Origin of the sequence: Pseudoalteromonas sp. NZS71_1, from assembly GCF_015864305.1 — a bacterium.
Lineage (GTDB): Bacteria > Pseudomonadota > Gammaproteobacteria > Enterobacterales > Alteromonadaceae > Pseudoalteromonas > Pseudoalteromonas arctica.
In genome coordinates this window covers 1-15471 of the sequence record NZ_JADYXM010000009.1, presented here as the reverse complement: position 1 = coordinate 15471, position 15471 = coordinate 1, and the positions used below count along the sequence as shown (strand labels likewise).

At 39.8% G+C, this 15471-nt stretch carries 13 protein-coding genes; 6 read left to right on the top strand and 7 right to left on the bottom strand.

Annotated features, from left to right (window positions below):
* Positions 1–184 precede the first annotated feature (184 nt).
* Positions 185–1300: an energy transducer TonB gene (locus I6F43_RS13455; protein ID WP_197102754.1), complete on the top strand. Its 1116-nt coding sequence runs from the start codon at positions 185–187 to the stop codon at positions 1298–1300.
* Positions 1301–1432: 132 nt separating this feature from the next.
* The gene (locus I6F43_RS13450) at positions 1433–2806 is read left to right on the top strand and encodes an IS4 family transposase (protein WP_197102752.1); all 1374 of its coding nucleotides are present in this window, start codon (positions 1433–1435) and stop codon (positions 2804–2806) included.
* Positions 2807–2862: 56 nt separating this feature from the next.
* Here I6F43_RS13450 and I6F43_RS13445 read toward each other — a convergent pair whose 3' ends face one another.
* The 3 genes from I6F43_RS13445 to I6F43_RS13435 all read right to left on the bottom strand — a co-directional run bounded on the left by I6F43_RS13445 (position 2863) and on the right by I6F43_RS13435 (position 4473).
* The gene (locus I6F43_RS13445) at positions 2863–3372 is read right to left on the bottom strand and encodes a hypothetical protein (RefSeq protein ID WP_007583799.1); all 510 of its coding nucleotides are present in this window, start codon (positions 3370–3372) and stop codon (positions 2863–2865) included.
* A gap of 99 nt (positions 3373–3471) precedes the next feature.
* Positions 3472–3921, bottom strand: a complete 450-nt coding sequence (locus I6F43_RS13440; protein ID WP_197102750.1) for a low molecular weight protein-tyrosine-phosphatase — start codon at positions 3919–3921, stop codon at positions 3472–3474.
* Positions 3922–3966: 45 nt separating this feature from the next.
* Positions 3967–4473 carry a DUF3087 domain-containing protein gene (locus tag I6F43_RS13435; RefSeq protein WP_007583795.1) on the bottom strand — a complete coding sequence of 169 codons (507 nt, stop codon included), beginning with the start codon at positions 4471–4473 and terminating at the stop codon, positions 3967–3969.
* Between the two features lie 155 nt (positions 4474–4628).
* On the opposite strand from I6F43_RS13435, the gene I6F43_RS13430 reads away from it, so the two are divergent.
* The 4 genes from I6F43_RS13430 (at position 4629) to I6F43_RS13415 (ending at position 8111) form a co-directional block, all read left to right on the top strand.
* A complete protein-coding gene (locus I6F43_RS13430) occupies positions 4629–5258 on the top strand; it encodes an energy transducer TonB (RefSeq protein ID WP_197102749.1) in 630 nt (209 codons plus the stop codon).
* 13 nt (positions 5259–5271) lie between these two features.
* Positions 5272–5874, top strand: a complete 603-nt coding sequence (locus tag I6F43_RS13425; RefSeq protein ID WP_231614086.1) for a sigma-70 family RNA polymerase sigma factor — start codon at positions 5272–5274, stop codon at positions 5872–5874.
* Positions 5861–6484, top strand: a complete 624-nt coding sequence (locus tag I6F43_RS13420) for a hypothetical protein (RefSeq protein WP_197102747.1) — start codon at positions 5861–5863, stop codon at positions 6482–6484. The genes I6F43_RS13425 and I6F43_RS13420 overlap by 14 nt, the downstream gene beginning before the upstream one ends.
* Before the next feature lie 127 nt (positions 6485–6611).
* Positions 6612–8111, top strand: coding sequence for a hypothetical protein (locus tag I6F43_RS13415; protein ID WP_197102745.1), 1500 nt, complete (start codon positions 6612–6614; stop codon positions 8109–8111).
* Positions 8112–8377: 266 nt separating this feature from the next.
* Here I6F43_RS13415 and I6F43_RS13410 read toward each other — a convergent pair whose 3' ends face one another.
* The 4 genes from I6F43_RS13410 to I6F43_RS13395 form a co-directional block, all read right to left on the bottom strand.
* Entirely contained in the window at positions 8378–10120 is a 1743-nt protein-coding gene (locus I6F43_RS13410) for a potassium/proton antiporter (RefSeq protein ID WP_101216810.1), read from the bottom strand.
* 252 nt (positions 10121–10372) lie between these two features.
* Positions 10373–11749 (bottom strand): Na+/H+ antiporter NhaC family protein, encoded by a 1377-nt coding sequence (locus I6F43_RS13405; protein WP_197102743.1) that lies wholly within the window; start codon positions 11747–11749, stop codon positions 10373–10375.
* Between the two features lie 191 nt (positions 11750–11940).
* Positions 11941–13599 carry a penicillin binding protein PBP4B gene (gene pbp4b / locus I6F43_RS13400; protein WP_197102741.1) on the bottom strand — a complete coding sequence of 553 codons (1659 nt, stop codon included), beginning with the start codon at positions 13597–13599 and terminating at the stop codon, positions 11941–11943.
* Positions 13600–13608: 9 nt separating this feature from the next.
* Positions 13609–14784, bottom strand: coding sequence for an exo-beta-N-acetylmuramidase NamZ family protein (locus I6F43_RS13395; protein WP_197102739.1), 1176 nt, complete (start codon positions 14782–14784; stop codon positions 13609–13611).
* Positions 14785–15471 lie beyond the last annotated feature (687 nt).

Sequence of the window (15471 nt, the reverse complement as noted above, 5' to 3'; positions counted from 1 at the left end):
AATACACCGTAGTACAAGACTGTTTATGGCAAATATATGGCGACGACAGGCGTTATTTTCAATGATTGTTAAGCAATAAATTAATACAAATAACAGCCAATGTTATTTACGTTGATTTACCTTAATCAGTGACACCTACAGGCGCGTTTGGTATTTTGTATTTTAAACAACGATAGGGATTATTATGAAACGTCAGCAACTCGCTTTATTTATCGGTTTAAGTTTGTCTGCTTTAAGCGCAACAACTTTAAGCACTACAGCATTCGCCAGTCAAGCAAGCGATCCTCAAGCGGTATTTAGCCAAGCATACCAAAGCTATTTAGCAGCAGTTAAAGCAGGCGAAAACGTACAACAAACTGCCAAACTTGCTTACACGTCAGGTAAAGCCGTTTACGGTAAAAGCGACGACAATACTGCCAACTTAGCTATTAATTACGCTAAAGCAATAAAAGGCTACGGCGATGAGCTAAACGAACAGCGTTTTGCACTTTATAACGAAGCCCATACTATTTTAGCTGCAAACCACGGTAAACTATCAATAGAAACAATTGATGCACTACTCGGCCAAGCTAACTACACAACATCAGCTTACAAAGCAGCTAACTTTTTAGAACAAGTAATAGATATAGCTAAAACACAAAATAAGCCTAAATTTGTAGCCGACATGAAACTAGAAGCGGCATCACTGCTTGCTAAAAAGTTTAGCTCTAAAAAATATCGCGAAGCGAAAAACTACCTAGAAGAAGCCGACGAATACTACCGTGAAAATCTGCCTAGTAGCTCGGTAGAGCAAATTAAAGCTAACTTTTTAATAGCCGCATTTGCCGAAGGTAGTAAAAAATATAATCAGGCAATTGAGCGCTTAAACAACATAGTTACCGCGTTTGACGATAACTTAAAATACGATCACAGTGCTGAGCTAACCGCTCACTCTAAACTTGTAGGTCTGTACGAAAAACAAGGCAAAAGCGAAGAAGCAACTAAACACTGCCTCGCTATCGCTCAAATGGTGCCATGGAAAGAATCGCAAGAGCAAACACCACTCTATCGTGTTAATCCTAAATACCCAGTGCACAAAGCCAGATTTAGTACCGATGGTAGCGTTATTATGGAGTTTGAGGTAGACGCCGCTGGCTTTGTAAAAAACCCAAAAGTACTTAGCTCTGAAGGCGGCAGCGCATTTGAAAAGTCAGCCAAAGCAGCGCTTGAGCAATGGCGTTACGCGCCAAAGTTTGAAAATGGTAAACCTGTTAGCGCTATTTCTCAGGTACAACTCGACTTTAAAATTAACCGCCACTAAAAGCGGCTCATTAAAAAAGGCGCTTTATGCTGTCTCTTATACACAAATCCCTGCTAAGAAATTAGCGGGGATTTTTTTGAACTAAATCTCAATGTCATGATCAGATCTTCAAATCTTGTTTGAGGGCACATTATGATTAACGAACATACTCATTGGGCAAAACAACAATTCGGTAAATCGGACTTAGGTGATCCAAGAAGAACAGCGCGTCTGGTAAAGTTAGCATCAACGCTTGCAAATGAACCAGGAAAACCACTTGTAAACATCACTCAATCCCCCGCCGATATGGAAGGTGCCTACCGCTTTATTCGCAACGAGAATATTGACGCAACGGCTATAGCAGAGTCAGGCTTTAAAGCCACGGTTGAACAAGCAAAAAGTCATAACTTATTGCTCGCATTAGAAGACACGACCACACTAATTTATAAACATTCCTCCATTCGAGATGATTTGGGTCATGTCGGACGAGGAGCAAAACAACGAGGCTTGTTAGCTCATAGCGTATTACTGTTTGCGCCAGACACAAAGCAGGTTGTGGGATTAATTGAACAGTCTCGCTGGAGTCGTGATATCAACACGATTGGAAAAAGAGAAAAACACGCGACGACTTCTTACGAAGAAAAAGAAAGTTACAAGTGGGAGTCAGCGTCACGAGCGATGGCAGAGCGGCTGCAAGGACAAATGGCGAACGTGATATCGGTGTGTGACCGCGAAGCGGACATCTACGAATACTTGCAGTATAAACTGACCGAGCAGCAACGATTCGTCGTACGCTCGATGCAAAGTCGTCATATTGAAGAAGGTGAGGATAAGCTCTATGCGTTTGCAAGCGAGCTGATGAGTGCAGGCACCAAACACATCCACATTGCACAAAAAGGAGGAAGAAAAGCCCGAAGCGCAACACTGGATATCACCTATGCGCCAGTGACACTCAAAGCGCCTTACAATAAGAAAGGACGCTCCCTCCCAGTTTACTATGTCGGCTGTGCAGAGAGAGGAAACGCTGAGAACGGCTTAAGCTGGCACCTATTAACCAGTGAACCAGTCACCAGCAAAGAAGACGCCTTAGCTATCATCACCTACTATGAGCACCGTTGGCTTGTAGAGGAATACCATAAAGTCTGGAAAAGTGATGGCACGGATATCGAAAGTTTACGCATTCAAAGCCAAGATAACATGGAAAGATTGGTGACGATTAATGGCTTTATTGCGACGCGAATACTGCAACTAAAGTTCACCAATGAGCAGCCTGATTCTCCAAGTTGTGAACAACTGTTATCTCCCAAAGCATGGAAGTTATTGTGGTTAAAGAGAATAAAAACACCATTGCCTGAAACTGCTCCAAATATGTCATGGGCGTATCAGGAACTGGCAAAGTTAGGAGGCTGGAAAGATACCAAGCGCACAGGGCGTGCATCTGTGAAAGTGTTATGGCAAGGATGGCTTAAGTTACAAGCCATCCTGGAAGGCTACGATTTAGCAAAATCTCTTGAGTCAGACTTGTGATCAAGAGACAGCTTTATGCGCCTTTTTTAATACCAACTAATACAAATTCTACGTAGTTAAAATTCGTAACTTACGCTAATACCGCCATCGGCTCTTTTTTCGTTGCTGTCGCTTGCTTTACCATAGCCCACATCTAGCTCTAATCTAAAACCAGCGCTGTTCAATCCATTAAAGTTATAGCTGTACGTAAGCCCTATGCCGTTTGTTGTTTCTTCATCAAAAATTCCGCCAATTACACAACCTAGCGTATTAGCAAAGTCAGTTGCTACATCATTTGTTGAACTTTCACACTCTTGGTCTGTATCTCTTGCGCCAATAGCGCCCACAAGCGCGCCAAAAGCATGTTTTTTATTATCGCTTACTGCTTGTTCAAAACCTGCTGAAAATCCATCATCAAGGCCTAGTTTATAGTTTGCATACCAGCGTTGTGTGTCGTCGTTAGCCGATAAAGACACCTCAGGAATAACCAAATAAGGATAGCCACCCCCAATAGAAAAACTAACATCATTAGCAAAAGTAGAACAAGAAGCGATAGATAAAGTCAGTAGTAATATTTTTATTTTCATAAAGTTCCCTTTGAGTAAGTATAAAATGTACTTACTTTAGGAACACTCTGCAATACGACAAAAAGCTCGTTAAATTTAGCTTTAGTAATAAAATAGGGATTAAATTTTAGCGAGTATTTTATCGCTAGCCGCTTCAATTAAATCGAGCACATTTTCAAAGCCATCATCGCCGCCGTAATAAGGATCGGGAATCGCACTAACGCTCTGTTCACCAAACTCTAAAAACAACGCTAATTTGTACTGTAGATGCTCAGGGCATTGGGCTTTTAAATCAGCTAAATTTTGCGTATCGGCCGCTAAAATTAAATTAAACTCAGTAAAGTCGCTTGTACGTACTTTGCGTGAATAAATACCTTTAAAGCTGTAACCGCGCTTCTCCCCTGCTGCCATTGAGCGACTATCAGGCGTTTTACCTTCGTGATAACCAATAGTGCCCGCCGAATCAACTTTAACGTTAACACCTAGTTTTTTAGCACGGGCTTTTAATACCGCCTCTGCGGTTGGCGAGCGGCATATATTACCTAAACACACTATGAGTACTTTTTTCATTAAGGCTCCTCTAACTAATTTAAAAACCTATGTTTTAAAACTGTTTTAAAACTGTTTTAAAATACTTGCGTCGTAATCTTCAACGTTAAGCGTTACGTTATGTTGCGCTGCAACAGATTCAAGCTCAGCTTGTTTAATGGCTAAATCGTCCATAGTGATTAGGTTATCGTCTAGCTGCCACAATAACCGAGAGCCCGCGTAGCTATAATGAATTGCTAATAACGCATCGGCATTACCTTCACGGCCAGCAGCTTTTAACTTAGCCATTTTACGGGTTATTTTATTAAGTGCTTTTTTAAGCTCCCACACATAAACAACTTCTGTCATAAACGTATGTGTACGGTATTTATGAAGTAACCACGCAAGCCCAACGCTAGTAATAGCAACACCTATTAAGTTCCAATGAAAATGGCTACCACTTTCATCAGGAAATAAAGCAATCAGCGTTTGCGATATAGCCAAGCTGCCTACCGCCAAACCAATACCACATCCTGCAATAACACGGTTTAAATGTTTACGGTAACGTGCTTTATTTATTTCAATGAGTTGCATAACAGCCTAAAAAGTTAAGTTTTAATATTTGCGAATGGCTATTGTAACTAAACCCCACATTTTTTATAAAATTATTTCACCCCTTTTTGATTTGCCACCCGTTATAGCTTTGAAAACACCCTAATTGTAGTGGTCAATAAAATTTGGAGCGGCTTATGCACACACTTGAAATACCCAACAACCCAGTATTTATTAAAACATCGACTGCCGTTATCGGCGGCGCCGCAATGACCTTTGCAGCTTTTGCGTTTATGCAATATTTAATAAGTGGCGAGCAACGCGCACCGGTTAAACCAGGGGACGATATTATAGTAGAGATTTTTCAGGCGCCTGAGGATTCAAAGCTAAGGCATATACAAAAAATACAGCCGCCACCGCCAATGCCTAAAGTGCCGCAAAAAGCTCCACCGCTTGATACATCAGCCGATCCTGTGTTGGCAATTAGCGACTTTACGCCGATTACAATTGACGATTTTGGTGGCGACATTAACAACACCATTAATCGCCCAACAGGGGATGCAACACCCATTGTGCGCATTAACCCTAAATACCCAACCACAGCAGCGCGCGATGGTATTGAAGGTTGGGTACAACTAAGCTTTAGTATTTCGCCAACGGGGGAAGTAATCGACCCAGTAGTTATTAACGCAGAGCCAAAACGTACCTTTGACCGCGAAGCAATAAAAGCCATTAAACGCTGGAAATATCGCCCCAAAGTAATTGAAGGTGTGGCACAATTACAAACAGGTCAAACCGTACAGCTCGATTTTAAATTACAACAATAAAAGCGATGAGCCTATGCTACTAAGTATTAAGTCATGGTTATTTGAAACGCCAGGCAAGGACTGCATGGCAAGTTACGCAAAAAGTGGCGACAATCGTTACTTAGAGCAGCTTATTGCCCTCTACAGTAACGACTTATACCACTACCTTGTTACGCAATCTAATACGCATTTAGCATACGACGTAAGCCAACAAACATGGCTAAAAGTAATCGAAAAACGCCACCTTTACCAAGCGCAAACCACACCCAAAGCGTGGTTATTTAAACTTGCCCGCAACACACTCATTGACGAATACCGCAGGCAACAGCACTTTGTAGAGCTTGACGAAAACACGCATTTAGCAGCACAAAATGATAAAAGCGACTTAACTAGTGGAAACTCGCATATAGATAACTTGAATATAGGCAGCTCAAACATAAGTTATAAAGCGTTCGACGCCGCCCTAAAACAACTCAGCTTTGTACAGCGCGAAGCCATTACATTACAACAAGAAGGCTTTTCGCTCACCGACATAGAACTTATAACGCAAAGCAGCCTCGAGACCATTAAAACAAGGCTGCGCTATGCCAAGCAAAATCTTAAACGTTTATTAGGAGCAAACAATGAACAAGCCTGATGAGCCGTTTGATCAAAAGCTCACACAACACTACAAAGAGCGAAAAGCGCGCACAACACTTACAAGCGCTCAGCAAAAAGCGCTACTTAATAAAGCCACGCACACAAAGCCTAAAAAGTTCGGCTTTACGCTGCAGCTAACCAGCCTTGCCTGCGCACTGGGTGTGTTTGCATTTATTGTGTTTGATAATAACGATGGCATTAACCACGCACCTAAAACCGTGCTTAACAGCGTATTTAAGACTATAGACATTCACGACTATTCATTTATTAAAACACACGAAATAAATCAAGCTGGTAGCTACGCAAGCTCTATTACAGAGCAAAAACACGCGCTTGATAGTCAATTAGCTAACGATTTACGCCGCCACCAACAACGTCACATAGAATACGGCACTCTAGTGAAGGTAGATAACGACTGGTACATAGCCAGCTGTAATGACGAGGTACTCGTACAAATTAAGCATTCACTGTTAAGTGATTTAAAAGGTAAACATGCGGTAGAAAGTGGTCTAAATACGGGTGACATGTTGGCTATGGCGCATAACGATAAAGGGCAGATTATTGCGCTTAAACATGCGGGAGCTGGGGTTAGGCAATGTGGAGCTTAGATTTATCAGATAAATGATAATTTATAGGTTAATAGTTGTGCTATAAGTGTTTAAACTAACTTGCCATGTCACCCCCCTGATATTACGTTTACTATGTATAAAAAAGTCAAAATATAAGGAAATAACATTGTCTAAGATTTGTATTCACGATGATTGCACACTAATTGCTAAATATAATAATAAATGCTCTCTTCATTGTAATAAGGGTGATTATTCAACTGATCGAATGAGCGAAAAGCTATCAGATTTCTACGAAGATTTAAAAAGGTATATTCTGAATGAGGCTTTTGGTGAATCCGAAGTGCCAGCACAAGGAAGTGTCGAAGCTCTAAAGTACAAGATAATCCATCTAAAAGATATTCAGTTTCCAGATAGAGATCCAAGAGACGCATTTGATTATTTTGAGCTCTTCAAAATGGTCAAAGGACTACATTTTGATAATTCGACGATAAGTTTTGACAGTTTAAACTTACCTGACATTCAGCTTTTTTTCCAAGACTGTATATTTAAAAACACATGGTACATTTACCCATTTTCAATCATTGAAGATATTAGTTATCAAACACTTTTTCAAAACTGTACCTTTCAAAGAGAAGTTACAAGCTCACTAATGGAAGACTCAAGAAGTACTCTTCAATTAGAAAACCACATATTTAATGACTGTACATTTAACAAGCACCTATCACTATTTAGAGGCACTTACAAAAAAAGTATTTTCAATAATACTGATAAATATATTCAAAAAATATCTGAATTAAAAATAGAAAATTGTGAGTTTGAGGAAGGGCTATCTCTTAATAAAAGTGAGGTAGACACATTAATAATTCAGAATATGTTATTCGAAGGAAAAGTTGATATTAAAGAGTGTGTTATTAGATATGCTCTGATATCTAATGTTAACTTCAAGTCATTATTCGATGCTTACAAAACGAAATTTAACCAGTTCGAGATAAAACAAAGTATTTTTGATGACTTTTCGGGCTTTGAAAAATGTGAGTTTGGCTGTAGTACTAATATAAGCTTGAAAAAGATCGGATTTGAATATGTTACATTTCTTAATTTCACTAATTTTAGAAAAGCTAAATTTCATAATGGGTTAGATTTTGAAAATACCAATTTAAAGGAATCACCAAACTTTTTAAATGCAGAAATAAATTATAAAAATACAAACAGAGAAACCTTCAGAATCTTAAAGCATTCATTCGACAAGATCGGGAATCAAATTGAAGCCAATAAATACTTCGCTTTAGAAATGAAAAAGTACAAGGAGGAGCTCAAAGCTAAAAAGGGGTTGTCAGCCGAAAAAGCTGTCCTATGGCTGAATGAAAGTATATCAAATTTTGGTTCGAGTATATTTACTCCACTATTTTTAATGGTGATGACATCAGTTATTTATTATTTTTCTATTTTAGGTTATGAAAATAATTACTTGTATAAAATATATGAACCTTTAAATGAATACATAATTAGCATTACAAATTTTTTCAATACCTTTGCCAAAGGAATACCACCATATGGTAGATTTTTAAAAGAGGGGATGGAGTTCGTAACTTTGATTTACCATATTTTATTTTTAACTTTTACTTGGCATTTTTTAGTGGCTGTAAAACGATGTACTAAAAGATAGGCGTATAGCCGAAACAAAAAAGCCTGCAATAAGCAGGCTTTTGAGTACTGAATGTTTATAAAACAATAATTCTTGTAATAAAGTAAGCAAAAAACATAGGGCTAATGCAAAGCGAACCAGTAAGCTGTTCGCCAACAACAAACACTACATATAACTAGCTTTGGGAGTGCTCATTACATTAGTGATCCGTTGGGTTTCGTGTCACTCAACCCAACCTACGTACGCTATAAATGTGCTGTCACCACTTAATAAATCTCTGTTGATAATTACTTCTTCAAGAGTCGCTTTTCTGGATTGTTTAAGTACTTTAAGCCAATGGTAACTATGCGTGTATGCACCATTGTTATAACGCGTATTTGCACATTACCAATAACAACAATATCGCCTTTACTGACTTCTCCTGAAAGCTTTTGGTTGATCACTTCTTCCAAGCTTATCTCTTCTGGGGCGTCTATTTGCATGTGATAAGAGTAAAATATATCGCCTACCAACGTTACCCCTTTCACTTTAAGTTCGTTGTGGGCTAAGTGGCTATCTTGATGGTTTGTTTTATCGGTTGCTGTAAAAACTAAATCAACAAAAGGTCTGTTGTCTGGTTTTAAAACAACAAATAAGTGGTCATTTGCTTTTAACTTAGTTGAACCTCGTGGCGGTATGATTGACGGACCCCGTGTGATCATAGCAACAACCACACTCTCGGGAAGTGCGGCATGTGACAAGCTGCGCCCAGAAACCCTAGAAACGTCACTTAAGGTGTATTCTACAATTTCTATATCAATATCGTTTAGTGCTGTAATTTCGAGCGTTGCAGCAGCGAGATCTGGTGGCGGCTCTACTAAATTTAGTTTTTTAGCCATCCAAGGCATTGTTGAGCCCTGTAACGTGGCTGAAATTAACACCACGAAAAAAACAACATTAAAAATAAGCTCAGCCCCTGAAAGGCCAAATAGTAATGGGAATATAGCTAAAATAATGGGTACTGAGCCTCTAAGGCCAACCCAAGATACAAACAGGGTTTCGCGATTATTAAAGCCAAACAGTTTTAAAATAGGCGCTACCGCTAATGGGCGAGCAACAAAAATGAGTGCCAATGCAATAAGCAATCCTTCTAGCCATACATCAACCAACGACGACGGATTAATAAGAAGTCCTAATACAACAAACATGGTTATTTGCCCAAGCCATGCTAAGCCGTCATGAAAAAGAAAAATACCGCGTTTATATACAAATTTGCTGTTACCTAAAATAACACCCGTTATAAATACAGCTAAAAACCCACTGCCGCCGAGCGTTGCAGAAAGGCCAAAAGAAAGCAGTCCAAATGCGGTTACCATCACTAAATACAAACCCGATGCATTTAGTTTAATTCGATTAATAAACCAAACCGATACCTTACCAATTAAAAGACCACAAATAGCGCCAACACCCATTTGTTGAGCAAATAACTGTAGTAAATCCAGCCCTATTGGCATGTCGTTAACGAGCATTTCTAACAAACCAACTGTTAGAAAAATAGCCATTGGATCGTTCGATGCACTTTCTATTTCAAGGGTAGATTTAAGCTTTTTGTTTAAGTGAATACCTGCACTTCGTAAAAGCGCAAACACTGCTGCGGCATCTGTAGAGCCAACAATAGCGCCCAGTAAAACACCTTGTAGTATGGGCAGGTCTAAAATATAAGTGGCCACAAGGCCTGTAATTACAGCGGTAAATAACACCCCGACGGTTGCTAAAGCAGACGCGGGTTTCCAAACTTGTTTAATTGAACTGGTAGGCGTTTGTAAGCCGCCATCAAATAGAATAATGGCAAGCGCAAGAGTACCCAAAGCATGTGCGGCCTCTGCGTTGTCGAATGAAATACCTGCAATACCGTCTTCACCTGCGAGCATACCTACAAGTAAAAATAGCACCAGTACAGGTAAGCCAACGCGTGCAGATAACTTGCTCGAGATCACTCCTAGTAAAATTAATATGGCACTAACGAGAATGATATTATCAATTGCAAACATAGTGTGGATTTACAGCCTTATATGAGTTGAAAAGTAAGAATTTATAGCTATTAAAAAGCTTAAAGCTCATGCTATACAATAACCTAAAAAATATAAATACGGGTAATTAAGTCTATAATTAAATAGTTTTTCTAATAATTATAGAGCCTTTGAGTTTGGTATTGCTTGGCTCTATCTTAATTAGCTTTATTTATTTTGAAAACAAAAAAGCCTGCGACTAAGCAGGCTTTTGAGTATTTAAATAATCAAATTTTACAAAACAATAATGCTTGTTACTAAGTACGCTAAAAACGTAAGGCCACCACCAAATAAGGCGTACGGTAGCTGCGTTTTAACGTGAGTGAGTAAGTCACATCCCGATGCAATAGCCGATACAGCGCTGGTGTCGGATATAGGCGAGCAATGATCGCCAAATATACCACCACCCAAAATAGCACCAACAACAAGCGATGGCGGTAAACCTAGCGCTTGAATAAGTGGCACACCAATTGGGATTAATATAGCAAACGTGCCCCACGATGTACCTGTAGTAAACGACATTACCGCGCCAGTTAAAAACAGCACCGGTACTATTAGGTAAATAGGTAAGTAGTCGCCAACAAGTGACGCTACAAATACGCCAGTGCCAAGCTCTTTTAGGCTTGCGCCAAGTGTAAGCGAAAGCAATACAATGGCAACTAATGGCATTAATTCGCCCATGCCTTTAAAGCCTGTATCAACTAATTGATGGTGCGTAAATTTACGTGAGCCAATCATTAAAAAGTAAGCCACAACAATAGCTAAAACTGTTGCGTATAATACTGACTTAGAGCCACTACCCTCTGCCAACACACCATTACCGGTGTAATACATAAAGCCAACCATGCTGGTAATGAGCGTAATAAGCGGGATTAACATGTAACGCGCTTTAGAGGCTTTTATTTCATCCTTTAAGTCGGTTGTTTGAAGCTCTAGTTTTTCTTCGGCTTCTTTCATTGGGCCGTGCACTTTATCAAACGCGATTGTGTAAAAAACAATGGCAAGGGTAATTATGGCGTAAAAGTTATACCCTACGCTGCCCCACAATACCGATACAGCCGACTCACCTAGCTCGTAGTTACCTAACAAACCAAGTACAAATGCGCCCCAGCCGTTAAGTAGTATTAAAATACACACTGGCGCACTGGTGCTGTCAATAATGTACGCTAGACGCGCTCGGCTCATTTTAAATTTGTCGAACAAGCCACGCGATAAAATACCCGAGGTAAGTACGCTCAGGTTAGATTCTATAAACACCGCAATGCCGGTAAACATGGTTAAAAAGCCCACTTGGCGCTTACTTTTTGCAATGCCTTTGTTCATTAGCATATTAACAGTTGCTGCAACGCCGCCAGATTCGCGAATGTAGGCAAGCAGTGCACCAATTAAAATACTAAATATTAATATGCGTGTATTACCTGGCGAGCTGGCAACCGAAATAATACGTTCAATGGTATTTAAAAAAGTATCAAACAAGCTATTACCTTCGCCCTGAAAGGCGAGTAAAAACTCAGAAGAAGCAACAGCAACAAGTAGCGCCATAATCACTTCTTTTCGCCAAAACACGATAGCAATCGCAATTAGCGGCGGTAAAATAGAATACCAATGCATAAAAAGTTAACCTTAATTATTAGCGAGTAAACCTCGCTTTGTACGCGTTTTAACGCTTATTTGTTAAGCCTAACAACATAAACCGGCTTAGTTTTATAGACCGCTTAGCTTAATGGATTGGCTTACTCAAGTCACCTGTAAATAAATCACTTAAGGTGGCACAGTTAGTACGTTTTAACCTATACGATAGCTTATTGATTTAGTAACGCTTCATAAATAAGCGACACTACCGATCCGTACTGTGCGGTTTCAAATTGTTTGCCTGTAAATTCGTAACGTTTTAGCGAGCCTTTAATTGCACTATGGCGAGCATTGGTAAGTAAAACAATAGCCAAGTCGTAAGCGGGGTCAATTACGGTCACTGTACCCGTCCAACCTGTGTGGCCATAAGCCTGCGCGCTTGCATAAGGGCCAAAGTGCCAGCGCCTTGCTTGGTTATTACCGGCAAGCCTAAAACCAAGCCCGTAGGTTTCATCGCTTGATTGCGGCGTTAAAAATTGCGCTAAGGCGCTTGCACTAAATAATTGTTGGTCGCCGTAGCCACCATTATTTAATAATAGCTGGCAAAGCACTGCTAAGTCGTGAGCGTTACTAAATAGCCCCGCATGCCCTGCTACACCATCAAGAGAATAGTAAGCGCGCTCGTCGTGCACTTGGCCTTGTAAAACCCCAGTTCGAACATTATCAAACTTAATGCGCCCGTCTCGCGTGTTGCCGCTAAGCTCGGTGGCTGCAAATTGCTGCGGCTTAAAGCCTTTTTTAAGTGGATTAAATAACGTGTTAGTTAATTTTAGTGGCGCGTACACTTGCTGCTCTAGGTATTCGTCAAGAGGCTGCCCTGTAATGCGCTCAACTAGCACACCTAAAATCATGTAATCAATATCTGAGTAAACATGCTGCCCAGATGATTTACTACTAAAAGGCACGCTGGTAAGTAATAGCTGTTTGGTGGTTTTACTGTTTTGCGAATAAAACGCGTCGCCATTGCTGCCATCTTTACGATGAAAGTCAAATACTGGCGGGTATCCGGCGCTGTGAGTGAGTAACTCTTTTACTGTACGTTGTACTCGCCCTTCGCCTTTATACTCGCTTAGGTAGCTTTGCACGGGTTTATTTATATCCAATAACCCTTCGCTTACTAATTTCATAAGTGCAAAATTGGTTGCAAATATTTTGGTGTTTGAGGCAAGATCAAACAAGGTATTAGCTTGCATGGGCTCTGGACGAAGTAGCATTAAATCACTTTGCTGATATTGCTTTGCATCGCCATAGGCGGTTAATTTTATTAGTTCACCATTTTTAACAACAGCCAACACAGCCCCAGGAAAACCCGCTTTTATATCGCGTTCAATTAATGCATCTACTTCACTAAAATCTACGTGCTTTATTGGCTCATCGTTTAAAGTAGGAAATGCAAAACGCAGCGTTAAACTTGCGCCAACAGGGAGAATATTTTCAACTTTAAAAGTATTAACACCATTGTGAGTATTTTTTGCCAAACTGTAATTGTATAAAGTATTTGCGCTCAGTTGGCTAACGTCGAGCTTTTGATTATTAATATAAATATCGGCGCTTTGTGCGTTGTGGTTTTGTATTAATAATTGCCCGCGCCCTTTGTAAGCTTTAAACGTTCCTCGGTTATTTACATAAAACCGGCTACTTGGATTTACCTCAGGAAACGTTACAACCACTTGTGCATTAGGCAGCTCTACAAGTTGGCTCTTTGTAAGTGGTAGCACCGAGCTAATAGGCTCAGGTGGTGTACTACAACCCACGACAATAAGGCTTAACGTAGCTATAAATACTTTTTTTATATAACTACACCTTTGATTTTTTAAAGCAATAAACATGCTTAGCCCTTATTTATATAACAAGTAAGGCGCTCTTTGCGCTTTAAATTGCGCAAGCCCCGCCTGCCAGCTTTGTTTTATTTGCGCTTCTGATTGCCCTGCTTCAATAGCTAAGCGCAATTTATTAGTACCCGCTAGTTTATCCATAAAGTCAGCGCGCTCAAAAAACGAGATGTTGTTTTTACTAAGCTCCATGTACGCATTTATTAAGTAAGTTAAATTTAGGCCTGTGATATTTGCTTGTCTTAAATCGAGCCCTTGCACGGCTTGGTTTTTAAATTTAGGGTTTAAAGCAGCGCCTTTAATTGCGCGCGGTGTAAAATTAAAATCACCTAATGCAACTGGCGAATAGCCAATTACCTGAAACGCAAAGTCGGTGCCTCTACCAATGCTGATAGGCGTTGCTTCAAAAAAGCAAAGTGATGGGTAAAGTGCAATGGCTTGATCGTTAGGTAAGTTAGGGCTTGGTTTTACAGGCAAGCTGTAAGTACTTTTGCGAGTGTAATGATCAACAGGGATCACGGTTAATTTTAAATCGGGCGCTTTATTGATCCAGCCCTCGCCCTTGATCATTTTGGCAAGTTCGCCAACGGTCATGCCGTGTAACACAGGAATTGGGTGCATGCCTACAAACGATTTAAATTGTGGCTCTAATATTGGCCCATCAACGTAGGCAATATTTGGATTGGGTCTGTCGAGTACTAAAAATTCTATCCCCTGCTCTGCAGCGGCTTCCATCATGTAGTGCATAGAGCTTATGTAGGTATAAAAGCGCACTCCCACATCCTGAATATCAAAAATAATGACATCAACATCAGCTAAAGCAACTTGGCTTGGTTTTTTATTTTTACCGTAAATAGAAATAAGCGGAATACCGGTTTTGCTATCAACGGCATTTTTTACATGCGCGCCCGCATCGTGATCGCCGCGAAAGCCATGCTCAGGTGCAAAAATTTTAGTTATATTAATATTTTTAGTCAGCAGAGCATCTACTAAGTGAGCTTGCCCTACCGTTGATGTTTGATTAACTACGAGCCCTATACGTTTATTTTTTAACTGCGGTAAATATTTAGCATATTGCTGCGCACCTACCACAAGTGAGTTATTAGCTTCGTTGGCTTGTGCGCTGGAAATAAAAATAGCGCTAAAAATAAAAAATAACGTAATAAATAGGGTTTTAAACATACTGCAATATCCTTTTAAACAAGGCGTTTAAAATAACATAGGTAATATTAAAGAGCAGCTTTAGAAAAGGGTTAAGTGGGCTTGAGCAGATACAGTGATTAGAAGCTGGCGCTTCTCACGCGAGCAAGCTCAGCGTCTACAACGAATAAATAAACTCGGGTTTGGATTTAAAGATTAGGGCTAGTTTTACTTGAAAATACCACCTCCCATTTTAAGCTTAAAGACCGTATTTAACCTTCTTAGAGCTAAACGCTTCTAGTTATTTAATTTCTTGGTCAATGAACCACTTAAAGATCTATTACACAAAGAGAAGTAAATGAGAAGACATAAGCCCGGGTTTATTAGTTTAACTTAGCTTTATTACTACCTCTAAAAGCGCAGCGCCTCTTAAACTCTTTGTGAATAAATCACTTATTTCTGGCGTTGCCAACAAATAAAATCTTATAAATTATATTTTTGAGGGAGGAATAGAAGCTGGCGCTTCTCACGCGAGCAAGCTCAGCGTCTACAACGAATGAATAAGCTCGGAGTTTGGATTTAAAGATTAGAGCTGGTTTTACTTGAAATGTAGTGGTCAATAAAATTTGGCCACAGTTTTAGAGTCTTTGTATCTAATCTCAGATTCATTTGGCGCTAAACCAGCATTATAATGATGCGGTCTAACGTTGTTGTAATATCCGTTGATAT

Excerpts from the sequence above, each read along its gene's own strand:
- I6F43_RS13455 (WP_197102754.1), top strand. The coding sequence starts at position 185 with ATGAAACGTCAGCAACTCGCTTTATTTATCGGTTTAAGTTTGTCTGCT.
- I6F43_RS13450 (WP_197102752.1), top strand. The coding sequence starts at position 1,433 with ATGATTAACGAACATACTCATTGGGCAAAACAACAATTCGGTAAATCG.
- I6F43_RS13445 (WP_007583799.1), bottom strand. The coding sequence starts at position 3,372 with ATGAAAATAAAAATATTACTACTGACTTTATCTATCGCTTCTTGTTCT.
- I6F43_RS13440 (WP_197102750.1), bottom strand. The coding sequence starts at position 3,921 with ATGAAAAAAGTACTCATAGTGTGTTTAGGTAATATATGCCGCTCGCCA.
- I6F43_RS13435 (WP_007583795.1), bottom strand. The coding sequence starts at position 4,473 with ATGCAACTCATTGAAATAAATAAAGCACGTTACCGTAAACATTTAAAC.
- I6F43_RS13430 (WP_197102749.1), top strand. The coding sequence starts at position 4,629 with ATGCACACACTTGAAATACCCAACAACCCAGTATTTATTAAAACATCG.
- I6F43_RS13425 (WP_231614086.1), top strand. The coding sequence starts at position 5,272 with ATGCTACTAAGTATTAAGTCATGGTTATTTGAAACGCCAGGCAAGGAC.
- I6F43_RS13420 (WP_197102747.1), top strand. The coding sequence starts at position 5,861 with ATGAACAAGCCTGATGAGCCGTTTGATCAAAAGCTCACACAACACTAC.
- I6F43_RS13410 (WP_101216810.1), bottom strand. The coding sequence starts at position 10,120 with ATGTTTGCAATTGATAATATCATTCTCGTTAGTGCCATATTAATTTTA.
- I6F43_RS13405 (WP_197102743.1), bottom strand. The coding sequence starts at position 11,749 with ATGCATTGGTATTCTATTTTACCGCCGCTAATTGCGATTGCTATCGTG.
- pbp4b (WP_197102741.1), bottom strand. The coding sequence starts at position 13,599 with ATGTTTATTGCTTTAAAAAATCAAAGGTGTAGTTATATAAAAAAAGTA.
- I6F43_RS13395 (WP_197102739.1), bottom strand. The coding sequence starts at position 14,784 with ATGTTTAAAACCCTATTTATTACGTTATTTTTTATTTTTAGCGCTATT.